Here is a 16,848-nt window from a genome sequence, read left to right as displayed (position 1 = left end):
GCAGGGAGAGGCGCATGGCCGAGGGCGCAGCCGAAGAGGACGACAAGGCGGGTAAGGCGCAAGGTCAACGTGAAGGCCAGCGCCGTTTTGCGCAATGGGTCCGCGACTATAAGCGCCTGCCCGGCATCCCCGACGAGTTTCTCGGCCCGGACGGCAAGCCTCGCGCGGTGTGGAGCCGCTTCTTCGATGCCTTCGGCGCGCTCGCGCCCGACGAGGTCGAGCGGCGGTTTGGCATGGCCGACCGTCATCTCCGCGAGGCCGGCGTCACCTATCGCGCGCCCGGCGAGAGCGCCGACCGGCCCTGGTCGATCAGCCATCTGCCGCTGCTGATCGACGAGGCCGACTGGAAGCAGCTGTCCGACGGCATCACCCAGCGCGCCGAGTTGCTCGAGCTCGTGCTGCGCGACATCTATGGCGAGGGCCGCCTCGTCGCCGAAGGCGCGCTGCCGGCGGCCGCGATCGCCGGCAGCCCCGAATATCTCCGTCCGGTCTGCGGCGTGCCGCCGCCGGGCGGGCGCTATCTCTCGCTCTATGCCGCCGATGTCGGCCGCGGGCCCGACGGCCGCTGGTGGGTGCTCGGCGACCGCACGCAGGCACCTTCCGGCGCGGGCTATGCGCTGGAGAATCGCCTGGTGCTCTCGCGCGCCTTCTCGGATCTCTACAAGTCGATGAACGTGCCGCGCGTCGCGCCGTTCTTCGAGGCGTTTCGCGACAGTCTTCGGGCGCGCGCCGACCGCGACGAGCCGCGGATCGGCGTGCTGACGCCGGGGAGTTTCAGCGAGACCTATTTCGAGCACGCGACGCTGGCGCGCTATCTCGGCTTCCTGCTGGTCGAGGGCGACGATCTCGCCGTCAGCGACAACCATATCCACATCCGCACGGTTGCGGGCCTCAAGCGCCTCGACGTGCTGCTGCGCCGCGTCGATTCCAATTCGCTCGATCCGCTCGAACTCGATGCCTCCTCGCGGCTCGGCGTGCCCGGCCTGATCGACGTGCTGCGCAAGGACGGCGTCGTCGTCGCCAACATGCCGGGCTCGGGCGTCCTGGAGGCGCGCGCGATGCTCGGCTTCCTGCCGGCGCTCAGCCGCCGCCTGCTCGGTGAGGAGCTGAAGATGCCGCACATCGCGACCTGGTGGTGCGGCCAGCGCTCGGCGCGCGACGAGGTGTTGTCGCGGCTCGACCGGGTCGCGATCGAGGGGGCCTATCGCCGCGGCGTTCCCGGCTTCGACAGCAATGGCCCCGTGCTCGCGAGCGAGCTCGATGCGGCCGAACGCCAGCGCCTGATCGACGCAATCAGCGCGCGCGGCATGGACTATGTCGGCCAGGAGGTGGTGCGGCTCTCGACCATGCCGGTGTGGGAGCAGGGGCAGATCACGCCCCGTCCCTTTGTGCTGCGCGTGTTCGCAGCCGCGACGCCGGACGGCTGGGCCATCATGCCCGGCGGCTTCTGCCGGATCGCCGAGCAGCCGGATGCGCGCGCGGTGTCGATGGGCGACGGCGCGCGTTCCGCCGACGTCTGGGTGGTCTCGGACAAGCAGGTCTCGACCGCGACGCTGCTGCCTGCGGTCGACAAGGTGCGCATCCGCCGGATCGCCGGCGTGCTGCCGAGTCGCGCCGCCGACAATCTGTTCTGGCTCGGCCGCTATCTCGAACGCGCCGAGGCGACGCTGCGGCTGGTGCGGGCGCTGGGCTCGCCGAGCGGGCCCAACAAGGGCACCGCGGCGTCGCTGCAATCGGCCGAGCGTATCCAGCGCCTGCTGGTGACCTGGGGCGCGATCTCGCAGACCTCGCGCGCGGCGCCCGGCCGCATCGTCGCCGAGGCGCTGCAGAGCCCGGAGCGTTTCGGCTCGGCACTGTCGCTGGGCCGCGCGGCCCAGCGCACGGCGACCTCCTTGCGCGAGCGGCTGTCGCCCGATGCCTGGCAGGTCATCACCGAGATGACCGAGCGGTTAGCCTTCGAGGTCGAGGATGACGACAGCGTGCTGAGCGCGGCCGAGCTGACCCTGCAGGAGCTCGCGAGCTTTGCCGGCCTTGCGCATGAGAACATGAACCGCGCCGCCGGCTGGCGCTTCCTCGATATCGGCCGCCGCACCGAGCGCGCCATCAACACCACGCGTTTTGCCCGGCAGTTTGCCTATGACGAAGCCGGCGACGAGGATCTCGATATCCTGCTCACGCTGGTGGATTGCCAGATCACCTACCGCTCGCGCTATCTGCTGGCGCCGATCCTGGCGCCGGTGCGGGACCTCGCCGTGCTCGACAGCTACAATCCGCGTTCGGTGGCGTTCCAGGTGACGGCGCTGAACGAGCACATCGCCGCACTGCCGAGCCTGAAGGAGCATGGCCTGATCGAGAAGCCGCAGCGGCTTGCGGTCGCGATGCAGGCGATGCTCGCGACCGCGGAGGCCGAGAAGCTCGAGGTCAAGACGCTGTTCGCCCTGGAGCAGGATCTGCTCAGCCTCGCCGAGGCAGTCGGGCAGCACTATTTCCCGCACGGCCCCAATGCCAGCCGCCCGGAAAAACTGACGGGGCTGGCGTGATCTACGATATCCGCCACGTCACCACCTACGAATACGAGAGTCCGGTCAGCTTCGCCCGCTGCACGCTGCGGTTGGAGCCGGGGAGCGGCCATGGCCAGGAGCTGATCTCGCATAAGGTCGAGATTCGTCCGCGCCCCGCGGAGCGTAGCGTCCGGCGCGATTTCTTCGGCACCCTGACCGAGAGCGTCGTGATCGAGGCCGCGCATCGCACTTTGCGTATCGATTCCCGCTCTCGCGTGAAGGTGTCGCGCCAGCCGCCGGCGCGCGCCGCTGCCAGCCCGACCTGGGAGAACATTCGCGACATCGCCTTCGAGGCGACGAGCCTCGGGCCGTCATCGCCGGTCGGCTATGTCTTTGCGAGCCCGCTGGTCCCGGTGCTGGGACCGGTCAGCGCCTATGCGGCGGAAAGCTTCGCGCCCGGCGCAGCCATCCTCGCCGGGGCGGTCGATCTGATGCATCGCATCCGCACCGAATTTCGCTACGACCCCAAAGCGACGGTGATCTCGACGCCGCTTGACGAGGTCTTCGTCAAGCGCCATGGCGTCTGTCAGGATTTTGCCCATGTGATGATTGCGGGCTTGCGCGGGCTGGGCCTGCCCGCGGCCTATGTCAGCGGATATCTGCGCACCATTCCGCCGGCGGGCCAGCCGCGCCTGCAGGGCGCCGACGCTACCCATGCCTGGGTGTCGCTGTGGTGCGGGGAGGAGCTTGGCTGGGTCGATTTCGATCCGACCAACGATCTTATGGTTGCTGGCGATCATATCGTGCTCGCGGTCGGCCGCGACTTTTCCGACGTTTCGCCGGTCGACGGCATCATCGTCGGCTCGCCGAAGCAGAAGCTCGACGTCGCCGTCGACGTGCTTCTGGTGGAATGATTACGGGTCCTGCCGTGCCCGCGACGCCCAGCCCGGGTGTGTCGGGCCGGCACCGCAATCGCGATATCGCGGGGCACAACCGCAACATATTTCCGTATTTTCGTTCCCGGGTTTGGCCAGTCGGCCCAAGTTGGGCTAAGCTGGCCTTTGCGTCGAGGACATGAATGAGACGTCGGGAGTTGGCGTGGAACACCACCGACAAGCGGGGCTGCATCCATGATCACGTTACCGAAACTGGCGGCGGAGACCCTGGAGAAGTTGCTGGGATCGTTCATGCGTCGTCGGTACGACGAGTCCTACGCCAGAGTGCTGGAAGGCTCGACTCGGACGGCGATGGAATGCATCGGCAACAGCGACGCACTCTATCACAACATCGAGCACACGATGTTGGTGACGCTGGCCGCTCAGGCGATCCTGATGGGACGTAATCTCCACACGCATCTTGCGGCTGAGGACTACATCAACGTTCTGATCGCATGCCTTGCGCACGACATCGGCTATGTCCGCGGTCTGTTTCCGGAGGATGATGAAGACGGTTTCATCATCGATGATTCCGGCACCAAGGTGGCGCTGCCGCGTGGCGCTTCGGATGCCAGCCTGATGATGTATCACGTCGATCGCTCGAAGCTTTTTGTACGGCGGCGGCTGCCGCAAGTTCGGGGCGTGGACAGCGAGCGCGTCGCCCGCGCCATCGAGGGAACCCGCTTCCCGGCCCGCGAAGGGCAGGAATACGACGACGACGCCTCGATCCTGCGCGCTGCCGATTTCATCGGGCAACTCGGCGACCCCAACTATCTGCGCAAGGCCAACGCGCTCTATTACGAATTCGAAGAAGTCGGCATGAACCGCCAGCTCGGTTACGATTCGCCGGCCGATATCGTGAACCGCTATCCGCAGTTCTATTGGAATAGCGTCGCACCGCACATTCAGACCGAGATCGGCTACCTCAACAAGACCGAGATCGGTCGGCAGTGGATCGCCAACCTCTACAGCAACGTGTTCCGCGCCGAACGCGACATCACGTTGTCCGGGCCGCAGAAGTAGGGCGGACTCTCGTAGCCCGGATGGAGCGAAGCGCAATCCGGGAAACCTGTCGCTGCGGACGCACCGCCCCGCATTCCGCTTCGCTGCATGCGGGCTACGACATTGCAAATCGGTCAGTCGATCATGCAACAAAAAACAATCGCCACCGATATCCTCGACATTGCCTACCGTGAATACGGCGCGCCGGACGGCTGGCCCTGCATCATGGGTCACGGCTTTCCCTACGACGTGAACGCCTATGCCGAGACCGCGCCGATCATCGCGCAAGCGGGCGCGCGGGTGCTGGTGCCCTGGCTCCGCGGCTACGGGCCGACGCGATTCCGCTCCGCTGCGACGTTGCGCTCCGGCGAGCAGGCGGCGCTTGGCGCCGATCTGCTGGCCTTCATGGATGCGCTTGGAATCTCGCGCGCGGTGGTCGGCGGTTACGACTGGGGCGGGCGCGCGGCCTGCGTGGTCTCGGTGCTGCATCCGGAGCGCGTGATCGCGCTCGTCTCGGGCAATTCCTACAACATCCAGAACATCGCGCGTTCGATGGAGCCGGCTTCGCCACCGGAGGAGGCGGCGCTCTGGTATCAATATCTCTTCCACAATGAGCGCGGCCGCCGCGCGCTGGAGCGCAACCGGCGTGGTTTCGCGCGCCAGCTCTGGTCGATGTGGTCGCCGACATGGGCCTTCGACGATGCGACGTTCGAGACCAGCGCAATGTCGTTCGACAATCCTGATTTCGTCGATGTCGTGATCCACTCCTATCGACATCGTTACGCGCTGGTCGCGGGCGATCCCGCCTATGCCGCGATCGAGGCGAAGCTCGCCGCCCAGCCGCCGGTCCGGGTGCCGACCATCGCGATCGATGGCGACAGCGACGGCGTCAATTCCGGCACGGCGCACCATGCAGGCAAATTCGAGGGCTTTTTCGAGCGGCGCGTCTTTGCAGGGGCTGGCCACAATTTGCCGCAGGAGCGGCCGGCCGAATGGGCGCAGGCCGTGCTCGATGTGCGGAAAGCGGCCTCATAGAGCCGGGTTTCTCGTCCCCACTGTCTTGCCGCTCTCGCAGCTTCCGATTTTTCCTGATCCCGGGAACCTTTTCCAATCGCAGCCGTCCAAGCTGTGGGGTCGCCTTCTGTATGCGGTTCGTTGCAGGGGAGGTTTTCGATGAAGACGCAAACGCGCAGGCTGGAACGTGTCGCGGTCGCGCAGGCGCCGAGCGAGCGGCCTGAGAGGGCGGAGGTCGAGCAGGCGATCCGGACCATGATCCGCTGGGCCGGCGATGATCCCGCGCGCGACGGTCTGCGCGATACGCCGGGCCGGGTCGCCCGCGCCTTCGAGGAGTATTTCTCCGGCTATGCGCAGGATCCGACCGAAATCCTGCAAAAGACGTTTGAGGAGATCGAAGGCTATGACGAGATGATCGTTCTGCGCGGTGTTCGCTTCGAAAGCCATTGCGAGCACCACATGGCACCGATCGTCGGCCGCGCCTGGGTCGCTTATATCCCGCAAGGGCGCGTCGTCGGCATCTCCAAGCTCGCGCGTCTCGTCGACATCTACGCCAAGCGGCTTCAGATCCAGGAGAAGATGACCGCACAGATCGCCAACACCATCAACGATGTGCTGAGGCCCGAAGGCGTCGGGGTCATCATCAAGGCAACGCATCACTGCATGACCACGCGCGGCGCGCACAAGCCCGGGACCGATCTCGTCACCAGCCGCATGCTCGGCGTGTTCCGCGACAATGCGTTGACACGCCAGGAGCTGCTGGGGCTGGCCAATTCGGACGATTGATCCGCGGCGACCCAAGGAGGCAACGCCATGACTGAGGACAAGAAGCCAAGCGGGCCCGACCTGAGCAGGGGCGTGACGCTCGCCGCGTTCAAGGGCGGCAAATTGCTCGGCCATGTCGGCGAGGAAGACGTCCTGCTGGTGCAGGCCGGCAGCGAGATCTTTGCGATCGAGCCGGCCTGCAGCCACTATCACGGCCCGCTCGCCGAAGGACTGGTGGTTGGCGACACCATCCGCTGTCCCTGGCACCACGCCTGCTTCTCCTTGCGGTCAGGCGAGGCGACCCGTCCGCCGGCGCTGAATGCGCTGGCGGTGTGGGAGGTCTCGCGCGATCAGGACAAGATCATCGTTGAGCGCAAGCGCGAGATGCCGAAGCCTCCGGCGCCTCATCGGACAGCGCCAACGCCGGAAAAATTCGTTATCATCGGCGGCGGCGCGGCGGGTTTCGCGGCGGCGGAGACGCTCCGTCGCGAGGGCTTTGCCGGCGCCATCACCATGCTTAGCAATGACAGCGCGATGCCGGTGGACCGGCCCAATCTCTCCAAGGATTACCTCGCGGGCAACGCGCCGGAGGATTGGCTGCCGCTGCGGGGCGAGGACTACTATCGGGACGCCGGCATCGATCTCAGGCTCAACACGAATGTCGCCGCGATCGAGGCGAAGACGCGCAGCGTGACGCTGGGCAACGGCGACAGGCTGCCGTTCGATCGGCTGCTGCTCGCGACCGGCGCCGAGCCGGTCAGATTGCAGATTCCGGGTGCCGACCAGCCTCATGTCTACACGGTGCGCTCCGTCGCCGACAGCCGCGCCATCATCAAGGCGGCCGCCAGCGCCAAGCGCGCGCTGGTAATCGGCGCCAGCTTCATCGGCCTCGAAGTTGCGGCCTCCTTGCGGGCACGCAAGATCGAGGTGCACGTGGTCGCGCCGGACGAACGGCCGATGCAGAAGGTGCTCGGTCCCGAGATGGGCGACTTCGTGCGCGCGCTGCATGAGGAGAACGGCGTCATCTTCCATCTCAAGGAGACGGTGGAGAAGCTGGACGGCACGCGCGCCACGTTGAATAGCGGCGGCGTGATCGAGGCCGACCTGGTCGTGGTCGGCATCGGCGTCAAGCCGCGCCTCGCGCTCGCCGAGCAAGCGGGACTTGCGGCCGACCGGGGCGTCAGCGTCAGCGAATATCTGGAGACCAGCATAGCCGGTATCTTCGCGGCCGGCGACATCGCGCGCTGGCCCGATCCGCATTCGCGGCAAACCATCCGGGTCGAGCACTGGGTCGTGGCGGAGCGGCAGGGCCAGACCGTGGCACGCAACATGCTCGGCAAGCGCGAGCGCTTCGAAGCCGTGCCGTTCTTCTGGTCTCAGCACTATGACGTACCGATCAACTATGTCGGCCATGCCGAGAGCTTCGACGACATCGCGATCGACGGCAGCATTTCCGGCAAGGACTGCCTGCTGAAGTATCGCAAGGGCGGCCGCGTCCTCGCGGTTGCTTCAATTTATAGGGATCTCGACAATCTCAAGGCCGAGCTGGAGATGGAGCGAACACGCGGCTGAGGCGCGCATCCGGTCTTGATTTGCGTCAATGTTGCTGGCCGCGAGGGCTGCTGTGCTGGCTGTTGTCCCGGTGCGGCGCGCGCTATACTGGCCTGTGCTCGCGGGCTTCCATGCAGGAGTCACCGTCATGACAAGTGCCTCGGATACCTCCCATCCTTCCGGCCTGGGCTCCGGGATCTCGGCCCTGCATGCCAAATGGGGCTGGATCGTAGCCTTGGGAGTCGTCTACCTCGTCGCCGGCTTCGTCGCACTTGGCAGCGTGGTAATGGCGACGGTGGCGAGCGTCATCGTGGTTGGCGCCATGATGATCGTCGCGGGCGCGGCCGAAATCATCGGCGCGTTCCAGATGAAAAGCTGGGGCAAGTTTGTGATCTGGGCCTTGCTCGGCGTACTCTATGTTATCGCGGGCTTTCTCACCTTCGAGAACCCGCTGTTTGCTGCAGTGTTGCTGACTCTGTTCCTGGGCGCATCGCTGCTCGCCTCCGGCGCCGTCCGGCTCTTTCTCGCCTTCAGCATGAAGCGTGAAAGTCCATGGGTCTGGGTGGCGCTCTCGGGCGCCATCACGCTGCTGCTGGGGCTGTTGATCCTGGCACGTTGGCCGGTGAACAGCGTCTACATCCTCGGCCTGTTTCTCGGCATCGACCTGATCATGGCGGGCGCGGGGTGGGTGAGCCTGGGCTTCAGCCTGAAGCGGCGCCACTGATCAGCAACTCGACGCAAGACCCTCTCACGGAACTCCGCTGATCTGGCGTGCTGGCAAAAAGCAGCACGCCGCGCCTTCCGACCAGCGCGGCGATCATCACCGGGGAGAAACCATGAAAGCCGCTTTGGTCCTGGCTGCAGCCTTGGCTGCCTGCTTGTCCACGCCTGTCTCCGCGCAGAAATCTTACGGTCCCGGCATCAGCGACACCGAGATCAAGATCGGCAACACCATGCCCTATAGCGGCCCCGCATCGCCGCTCGGCATCACCGGCAGGGTGATCTCGGCCTATTTCGACGAGGTCAACGAGAAGGGCGGGATCAACGGCCGCAAGCTCAATCTCCTGTCGCTCGACGACGCCTTCTCGCCGCCGAAGACCATGGAAGCGGCGCGGCGGCTGGTCGAAGGCGACGGCGTCGCCTTCATCTTCGCGACCATGGGCACCGCGCCGAGCTCGGCGATCGCGAAATATCTCAACAGCAACAAGGTGCCGCAGCTGTTTCTGATCAGCTCGGCCTCGAAGTGGAACGACCCCGCCAACATGCCCTGGTCGATGGCGCTGCCATGGGCACCGAACTACACCAGCGAGGCCGCCATCGACGTCGCCTATGCCCGTGCCAAGAACCCGAACGCGCGCTTCGCGGTGCTCTATCAGAATGACGATGCCGGCAAGGAATATCTGCGCGGCGTCAAGGAAGCGCTTGGTGCCGACGCCGACAAGGCGATCGCGATGGCGTCGAGCTTCGAGGTCGCCGACCCCACCGTCGATTCCCAGGTGCTGACGCTCGCCAACACCAAGGCCGACGTGTTCATGATCTATTCGGTGACGCCGCGTGCCTGCGCCCAGGCGATCCGGAAAGCGCATGAGGTCGGCTGGCAGGCGACGCGCTTCCTCGCCTCGGGCTGCGCCAACAAGGCCACCGTGATGGTTCCGGCCGGCCTCGATGCCGGCAAGGGCGTGCTCTCGCTCGGCTCGCTCAAGCCGTTCGTCGAGGTGCCGAAGGACGATCCGGCGATGACGGCCTATATCGACTTCATGAAGAAGCGCCTGCCCAATGCCGACGTCAACAACGTCGCGGGTCTCTACGGCTACACCGTTGCCGAGGCATTGGTGGTCTTGCTGAAGCAGTGCAAGGACAATCTGACGCGCGAGAACATCATGGCGCAGGCGGCCAATTTGAAGAACGTGCCGCTGTCGCTGCTGATGCCCGGCATCACGCTCAACACCACGCCGCAGGATTTCCGCCCGATCAAGGACGGCTATATGCTCCAGTTCAACGGCAATGACTGGATCGTCGCGAGCGAGCTATTGCGCGGCACGTGAGGGGACTGCGCGAGGTCGACGAACGGGTTGAGGGAGCTCTCTCCGCGAGTTCGGAATCGTAGGGTGGGCAAAGGCGCACTTGCGCCGTGCCCACCACCTATCAATGCTTCGAGAGAAGCGGTGGGCACGCTTCGCTTTGCCCACCCTACGATACTGGCGCGAAGCTCGGCGAACGGGAGGATCAAGAATGGATTTTCAACACTCCGCCCGCTCGATGGAATTGCAAGAGCGCGTCCGCCGGTTCATGCGGACGCATGTCGAGCCGGTCGAGGAGCTCTATTACGAGCAGGTGAAGCCGGAAGCGACACGCTACAAGACGCCGCAGGTCCTTCAGGACCTGAAGCGGCTGGCGCGCGAGCAGGGGCTCTGGAACCTGTTCCTCTCCGGCGAGCACGGCCAAGACCTTAACAACACTGGCTTGACCAATCTCGAATATGCGCCCGTGAAGGAGATCATGGGCCGCATCCTTTGGGCGCCCGAGGTCTTCAATTGCTCGGCGCCCGATGTCGGCAACATGGAGGTGCTGGCCAATTACGGCACGCCGGCACAGCAGGAGCGCTGGCTGAAGCCGCTTTTGGAGGGGCGCATCCGCTCCGGCTTCTCGATGACGGAGCCGCAGGTCGCCTCCAGCGATGCCACCAACATCCAGTGCGAGATCAGGCGCGACGGCGGCGACTACGTCATCAACGGCCGCAAATGGTTCACCTCCGGCGCGATGAACGAGGATTGCGAGATCCTGATCGTGATGGGCAAGACCGCGCCTGACGATCCCGACCGCCACCGTCAGCAATCCATGATCCTGGTGCCGAAAGCGACGCCCGGCGTGCGCATCGTGCGCGACATGCTGACCTACGGCTATGACGACGCGCCGGTCGGCCATCCCGAGATCGTCTACGAGAACGTTCGCGTGCCCGCAGAGAACATCCTGCTCGGCGAGGGCCGCGGCTTCGAGATCGCGCAAGGCCGGCTCGGCCCCGGCCGTATCCATCATTGTATGCGGCTGATCGGCTGCGCCCAGCGTGCGCTCGAATTGATGTGCCAGCGCGCGGTCTCCCGCACGGCGTTCGGCAAGCCGCTCGCAGAGCAGGGCTCGGTGCGCGAGGACATCGCACATTCATTCTGCGAGATCGCGCAGGCGCGGCTCTTGACGCTGCAAGCCGCCGACAGGATGGACCGCGAGGGCAACAAGATGGCGCGCGACCTGATTGCGGCCGCCAAGATCGTGGTGCCCAGCATGGCCGCCCGCGTTATCGACCGCGCCATCCAGATCCACGGCGCCGCCGGCGTCTCGCAGGACACGTTCCTCGCCCGCGCCTATGTCTACGCCCGCTTCATCCGCATCGGCGACGGGCCGGATCAGGTGCATCTGGCTGCGGTGGGGAAGGAGCTGATCAAGCGGGGCGGGGTGATGGAGGGGTAGGTGGTTGCTCTTAGCAAGGGCGTGCAGTCATAGACGGCGGATGCCCGCTCATGGGGGTGAAGCAGATTGCGGCAACGCCGACACTTTGATTTTTGCTCCTGAACTGCCGTCGATCACCCGCCGCTATGCAGCCGGTTTCTCATCCATAAGCCAATAGACGATGGCTGTCAGAGCAAGGGTCGATGCGCCTGCAACGATAAACGGGGCGAGATAGTCGCCATTCGAACTGAACTGCAGGGCCGCGCCCAAAAGTGCGATCCCGAAGCTGAAACCGATTTGGCGCATCGTGACGCAAATGGCAGATGCGGTCGCCGCACGATCGCTTGGAACCGCCGACACGGCGGCGGCAGTGATCTGCGCGTTGATCACGGCACAGCCTGACCCGCTGACGAGCAACGCAATGACTGTCACTACCAGCGTGTCCGGCCCCACGTTTCCGCCGGAGATTGCACCAAGGGCCAGGTCAGCCACCCCGATAAGCGCGAGACCACCACAGAAGAACGAGCGTGATGGGATGCGGGTCGTCAAAACCGCTCCATAGTGCGGCAACACCATCATCGGCAATGTGAGCGCGACCAGGAGCCAGCCCGCCTCAAACGGACTGAGACCCAACGGACCGCGCGCCAATTGCGGCACGTAGACGAGAAGCGACCAGAAGCCGGTCGATCCCGCCATCGGGACGAGGCACATCGCGACGAACTGCCGAGATCCGAACAGCTTGAGATCGAACGCCGGGTTGGGATGTCGGCGTTCCACCCAAACGAAAAGGAGGAGCGCAATCCCCGAAGCGGCGAGTCCCATCAGGAACGTCGCCGAGGCGACGCCACCAAGCGCGGCTGCTTCCAGCAACATAAACGCCAGCGCCGCCGAAATTGTCGCAAGAAGGCCAGCACCGAGCCAATCCACCTTGGCGCTCGAACGCTGCTGGTCGAGCTCATTGCCAATTCTGTACAGCACCAGGAAGACCAAAACGGCGCAAAGCGGCAAGTTGATCCAGAAAATCCAGCGCCACCCGATCGTATCAGCCAGGAGCGATCCGAGCGGCGGGCCAGCGACCATCGAGGCACCGACGATCGTGCCCCAAAGTCCAAACGCCCGCGCGCGCCGGGGCCCCTCGTAGGCACCAGCAAGGAGGGCAGACGAGGTGCTGGTGATGCAGGCACCGGCGATACCTTGCAACGTGCGGAATGTCAGCAAAACGTCGAGCGTGTTGGCGCACGCACACAGCAGAGAGGCCAGGCCAAACAGCCCTGCACCCCAAGTGAACATTTGAACGCGTCCGTATCTGTCAGCAAGGCTACCTGCAATCGGCAAACAGAAGATCAAAGCAAGGCTGTAGACGTCGATGACCCAGGCCGCTCGTGCGGAGGCGGCACCAAGGTCGTGGCCAATGTCGGGTAAGGCAGCGGCTAGAGCCGTCAGGTCGACTTGAAACAGAGCGCCGCTCAAGCACGCTGCAAGCAGCGTCGCCGTTTCCAGGGACATGCGATTGCCGCGATGGCCGTCATCGGCAAGCCAACTGGCGCTCGGCATTTCATCATCGTTGTGCTGAGGTTTGTCGAGCATGGCTGTTTCGGCCTCCATGGAGCATGGATGGCCGGGCAACGGGCTTTGGTCGAATGATGGTTCCTCAAAACCTCATGAATCTGTATCATGGCGTGAGGAGATCGAGATGCCACGCCGCTTGCCACCCTTCGCGCCCCTTGTCGCGTTCGACGCGGTCACCCGCCATGGCTCGTTCACGCGCGCCGCGGCGGAGTTGGGCGTCACGCAGAGTGCGGTCAGCCATCAGATCCGAAAACTGGAGGACCATTTCGGGGTTGCATTGTTGCAGCGGCAGAATCCAGGGGTCGGGATAACACCTGCCGGCGCGCAGCTTAGGCAAGAGCTTGCCGCAGCACTCGACGCGCTTGGTGCGCTAGATGCTCAGGTGCGGCGGCGCTCGAACCGAACGACGTTGCGCGTGGGCGCCGGCTCGGCGTTGGCAACCTGGTGGCTCGTCCGCCGCCTACCAGACTTTACGGCGCGATATCCGTCGATCAACGTTGATCTCAAACCACTGGAGACGGGTGACAGTTCAAAGCGGCCGCTCGACGTGCGAATTGTCTGGAACGCCGGCGAAGACGCACGGCGGACGTCTACTCAATTGCCGCTGTTTTGGGAGCGGATTTTTCCCGTCTGTGCGCCGCACCTGTTGCCCCGGCGGCGTCCCTTGACGGACCCCGACGGCTTACTGGCCCTGCCGCTCATCCACAAAGGCGACAACGCGACCGGCGACTGGGGTTGGCCCTCCTGGTTTAGACGCCTGGGATTGCCGAAATCGGGCGCTGCCGCTGGCAGCCTGACGCTGGACGACATGGGAATGTGCATGTCGGCTGCGGCCGAAGGAGCCGGGGTGACACTTGGGCGCTCACTTCTTGTGGCAGATGCGGTTTCGTCTGGACGCCTCGTGTCCGCACTCGCCGATTACCCCGCAGTCGAGTGCACGAAAATTCAGGTTGCCCAGTGGCCAGCCGATTTGATCGGCGATCGCAGCGTCGAGTTATTCGTGAATTGGCTCGCCGAGCAGGCCGAGACGACCGTGAGGAATATTTCGGCTGCATAGTCCTTTGCCGGCCCTCTGCCGATTTGTTAGGGGCCGGCACTGTCAGTTCGCAGCTATTCGTCGGGGCTCTCGTCGTCATGCTGTTGACGCAATGTCTGTCTTAGACGGCGACAACTAAAACGCCGTGCTGGAACCGTTGGGGTTCCTACAAACGGTTCCGGAGCCAGGGGTTGGCTCGACCCGCAAAACGATTTGCGGCATCGGAACCGAACAATCGAAAATCACAGGAGATATAATGGTGTTTCGATCGAGCGCCGCAATTTGCGGCGCCGTGGTTGCGCTTGCCGTTTCCGTTTCTATTGCGCGATGTGAAGCTGGTGGGGTTCACTCAAGCGCCGCCGACAATGCCGCTTCCGGGGAAGCGATCGTTGGCGCGGCATCCATGTACAATCCGTTCAAGCCCGGCAAAGAGGAGGGCGGCCCGAAGACGGCTTCCGGCGAGCGCTATGATCCCTGGGTCTGGTCGGCCGCCATCAAGACGAGCTTGCGTAAGAAATTCGGAGGGGTCCAATTTGGCGCGAAGCCGAAATATGCCCTCGTCGAGGCCGTCGGCAAGAAGGTCATCGTCAGGATAAATGACGTGGGACCGCTAAGGCCGGGCCGCATCATCGACTTCAATGAGCGGACGATGCGCCATTTCGATCCGAGCCTGGAGCGCGGGGTCATTCCTGACGTAAAAGTCCGGCCGCTTGCCGGCGGCGATTGGACACCCGGACCGGTTGGCTGAACCGTCGCATCAGAACGTCGAGCAACACGCCCGTCCAGAACAGTCGAGCGCCTCGATGGCTTCATCGCGTTTGTCTCGATCGGCGGGAAGCGTGCCTGACGCGTGGAGACACGACGCTTCGTTGGCGGGAAAATTCGCGCGTACATTCCCTCGGCAGGACGACCAAGGTCTCGGGCGGCGCGCCTTCGCCATGATGACATCATGCCGGTGTTTTGCCCGACGAGTCAAATGTCATTTCGTAAAATACGAATATATTTGGACTAGAGCCAAGCCATTGATATCGCTGTCCCCGGCTACTGTGCATGGGGTTGTTTTCGCGTTTTTTGCTGGAGAGACCCCACCGCCGACTCTGCTGGCGATGGACGTGCTGCTAGCCCGCCTTGGCGACGCGGCCGTCCGCTGCGCCCGAGCGCAGGTTCTGGAAGAACTTCTCCACCTCGCGCGACAGCGTCTCCGCCGTCTCGGTCACGCTGCTCGCAGCCGTCAGCACCGAGGAGGCCGCAGTGTCGGTCTCGCCGATGGCGTCGCGGAGCGAGCTGATGTTGGCGACGAGGGTCTCGTTGCCTTGGGCCGCCGATTGCGCGTTGGACGAGATCTCGCGCGTGGCGGCGTCCTGCTGGCCGATGGCGCCGGCGATCGCCGAGGTGACGTCGTTGATCTCGCGCACTGCGCCGCCGATCTCGCGGACGGCGTCGACCGCGTTGCGGGTGGAGGACTGGATCATCGAGACGTTTTCGCTGATGTCGGCCGTCGCCTTCGCGGTCTGCCCCGCGAGCGCCTTGACTTCATGCGCGACGACGGCAAAGCCGCGGCCGGCATCGCCCGCGCGCGCGGCCTCGATGGTGGCATTGAGCGCGAGCAGATTGGTCTGCTCGGCGATCGCCTGGATCAGGCTGAGCACGCCGTCGATGCGTTGCGTGGCGGCCGCCAGGCTCTCGATCTCGGCGATCGATTTCTCGGTGCGCTGGCCGGTCTGCTCGACCGCGCCGGCGGATTGCCGCACCTGCCGGCCGATCTCCACCACCGATGCAGACAGCTCCTCGGCCGCGCCTGCCACCGCCGTGACGTTGTGCGAAGCCTGTTCGGTGGCGTTCGCCGCCGTGCCGGCGCGGCTGCTCGCGTCCGCGGTGACGCGGGTGATGGTCTGCGCCGTCTCGCGCATGACCGAGGCGTTGTCGCTGAGGCCGCGCATGATCGCGCCGATCGCCTCGCGAAACGCGTCGACGGATTGTTCGATGTGGCGGGCGCGCTCCTCGCGCGCGGCGGAGTCCTGCGAGACCTGCGAGGCGAGATTGCGGTTGCGCTCCATCGCGTCCTGGAAGATCTGGATCGCGCGTGCCAGTGCGCCGATCTCGTCGGCCCGGTCAGAGTGGGGCACCACGACGTTCTCGGCGCCGTCAGCGACCTGCTTGATGGTCGCGGTGATGGCGGAGAGGGGGCGTGCGATCGAACGGGCGATGATGACGATGCCGATCACGACGAGGGCGAGCGCCACGCCGGCGAGGCAAGTCAGGACCAAGGACAGGGTGCGATTGGTCTCGGTCTCGTGCGCGATTTGCCTTGCACGCTCGGCATAGACCTTGGACAGCGCCTCGAGATCCTTGTTCAGCGCCGAGCGCACGGCGCGGTTGGCGTCGTTGTCGCCCCATTCACGGCCCGCGGCCGCATTGATCTCGACGCCGCGGCGCACCAGCTCCTTGCGAAACTCGACGAACTGCTCGATGCGCTTCTTGAACGTGGCGAACTGCTCGGCATCGTCAGCCTTGACGATGGTCTCCCAGCGCTTCACGACGTCAAGGATCTGGGCGTTGAACTTGAGCAGGCCCTCGCCGTACTTCTTCACCACGGCCGGTTCAGTCGACATGTAGACGCCGCGCGATTCCATCACGACCGCATAGACCAGCGAGTTGACCCGCTCGACGTTCAGCGCGGCGGCGTTCGCGGTCTCGATCGCGGTGGTCAGCTCGGCGCCGCGGCGGCTGTTGTAGTCGGACAGCATCGCGATCGCCGCCGTGAGAAGCGCGAACAGCGCGAAGATGGCGTAGAGCTTGTTGGCAAGCGTGAAGCGGCCGGCGAGGCCGGTGGCATTCCCAGGTCGGTCAGTTGTCATGGTTTTCAGGGGCCCGAATGGCCGGGAGCGGCCGGAGAGCGCGGTCGTGCAAGTTATTGCAAAACTATGCAGAATGAAGATGGACGCAGCGTTAACGCCGGGTTTGGCGCCCTTCGCCCTCGGTCGAAGGAAAGGTAGATATTTCAGCGTCTTGATCTGAAGGTATAGTCTTG

13 protein-coding genes are annotated in these 16,848 nt (G+C 64.8%); 11 read left to right on the top strand and 2 right to left on the bottom strand.

Annotated features, from left to right (window positions below; genetic code table 11):
* Positions 1–14: 14 nt before the first annotated feature.
* The 9 genes from AC0L3K_RS20230 (at position 15) to AC0L3K_RS20190 (ending at position 11,233) form a co-directional block, all read left to right on the top strand.
* On the top strand, positions 15–2,540 hold the full coding sequence (locus AC0L3K_RS20230; RefSeq protein ID WP_473366755.1) for a circularly permuted type 2 ATP-grasp protein: 2,526 nt from the start codon (positions 15–17) through the stop codon (positions 2,538–2,540).
* Positions 2,537–3,415, top strand: coding sequence for a transglutaminase family protein (locus tag AC0L3K_RS20225; RefSeq protein WP_007593649.1), 879 nt, complete (start codon positions 2,537–2,539; stop codon positions 3,413–3,415). The genes AC0L3K_RS20230 and AC0L3K_RS20225 overlap by 4 nt, the downstream gene beginning before the upstream one ends.
* 216 nt (positions 3,416–3,631) lie before the next feature.
* Positions 3,632–4,459 (top strand): HD domain-containing protein, encoded by an 828-nt coding sequence (locus AC0L3K_RS20220; protein WP_007593648.1) that lies wholly within the window; start codon positions 3,632–3,634, stop codon positions 4,457–4,459.
* Between the two features lie 123 nt (positions 4,460–4,582).
* A complete protein-coding gene (locus AC0L3K_RS20215; RefSeq protein ID WP_354127657.1) occupies positions 4,583–5,473 on the top strand; it encodes an alpha/beta fold hydrolase in 891 nt (296 codons plus the stop codon).
* A gap of 138 nt (positions 5,474–5,611) precedes the next feature.
* Positions 5,612–6,238: a GTP cyclohydrolase I FolE gene (gene folE / locus AC0L3K_RS20210; RefSeq protein WP_007593645.1), complete on the top strand. Its 627-nt coding sequence runs from the start codon at positions 5,612–5,614 to the stop codon at positions 6,236–6,238.
* Positions 6,239–6,265: 27 nt separating this feature from the next.
* A complete protein-coding gene (locus AC0L3K_RS20205) occupies positions 6,266–7,789 on the top strand; it encodes an FAD-dependent oxidoreductase (protein ID WP_473366754.1) in 1,524 nt (507 codons plus the stop codon).
* Positions 7,790–7,916: 127 nt separating this feature from the next.
* Positions 7,917–8,492, top strand: a complete 576-nt coding sequence (locus AC0L3K_RS20200; protein WP_007593641.1) for an HdeD family acid-resistance protein — start codon at positions 7,917–7,919, stop codon at positions 8,490–8,492.
* A gap of 112 nt (positions 8,493–8,604) precedes the next feature.
* Entirely contained in the window at positions 8,605–9,813 is a 1,209-nt protein-coding gene (locus AC0L3K_RS20195; protein ID WP_219684798.1) for an ABC transporter substrate-binding protein, read from the top strand.
* Positions 9,814–10,000: 187 nt separating this feature from the next.
* Positions 10,001–11,233, top strand: coding sequence for an acyl-CoA dehydrogenase family protein (locus tag AC0L3K_RS20190; protein WP_007593638.1), 1,233 nt, complete (start codon positions 10,001–10,003; stop codon positions 11,231–11,233).
* A gap of 123 nt (positions 11,234–11,356) precedes the next feature.
* Here AC0L3K_RS20190 and AC0L3K_RS20185 read toward each other — a convergent pair whose 3' ends face one another.
* Positions 11,357–12,799 carry an MFS transporter gene (locus AC0L3K_RS20185; RefSeq protein ID WP_473366753.1) on the bottom strand — a complete coding sequence of 481 codons (1,443 nt, stop codon included), beginning with the start codon at positions 12,797–12,799 and terminating at the stop codon, positions 11,357–11,359.
* Between the two features lie 106 nt (positions 12,800–12,905).
* On the opposite strand from AC0L3K_RS20185, the gene AC0L3K_RS20180 reads away from it, so the two are divergent.
* Both AC0L3K_RS20180 and AC0L3K_RS20175 read left to right on the top strand, forming a co-directional pair.
* Positions 12,906–13,838 carry a LysR substrate-binding domain-containing protein gene (locus tag AC0L3K_RS20180; RefSeq protein WP_219684800.1) on the top strand — a complete coding sequence of 311 codons (933 nt, stop codon included), beginning with the start codon at positions 12,906–12,908 and terminating at the stop codon, positions 13,836–13,838.
* Positions 13,839–14,073: 235 nt separating this feature from the next.
* The gene (locus AC0L3K_RS20175; protein WP_473366778.1) at positions 14,074–14,565 is read left to right on the top strand and encodes a septal ring lytic transglycosylase RlpA family protein; all 492 of its coding nucleotides are present in this window, start codon (positions 14,074–14,076) and stop codon (positions 14,563–14,565) included.
* Between the two features lie 370 nt (positions 14,566–14,935).
* Here AC0L3K_RS20175 and AC0L3K_RS20170 read toward each other — a convergent pair whose 3' ends face one another.
* Positions 14,936–16,675 carry a methyl-accepting chemotaxis protein gene (locus AC0L3K_RS20170; protein ID WP_219684820.1) on the bottom strand — a complete coding sequence of 580 codons (1,740 nt, stop codon included), beginning with the start codon at positions 16,673–16,675 and terminating at the stop codon, positions 14,936–14,938.
* Positions 16,676–16,848 lie beyond the last annotated feature (173 nt).

This window comes from Bradyrhizobium sp. MI1.10, assembly GCF_055811035.1.
The sequence above is the reverse complement of the archived record's forward strand: the minus strand, read 5'-3'. Positions and strand labels throughout refer to the sequence as shown.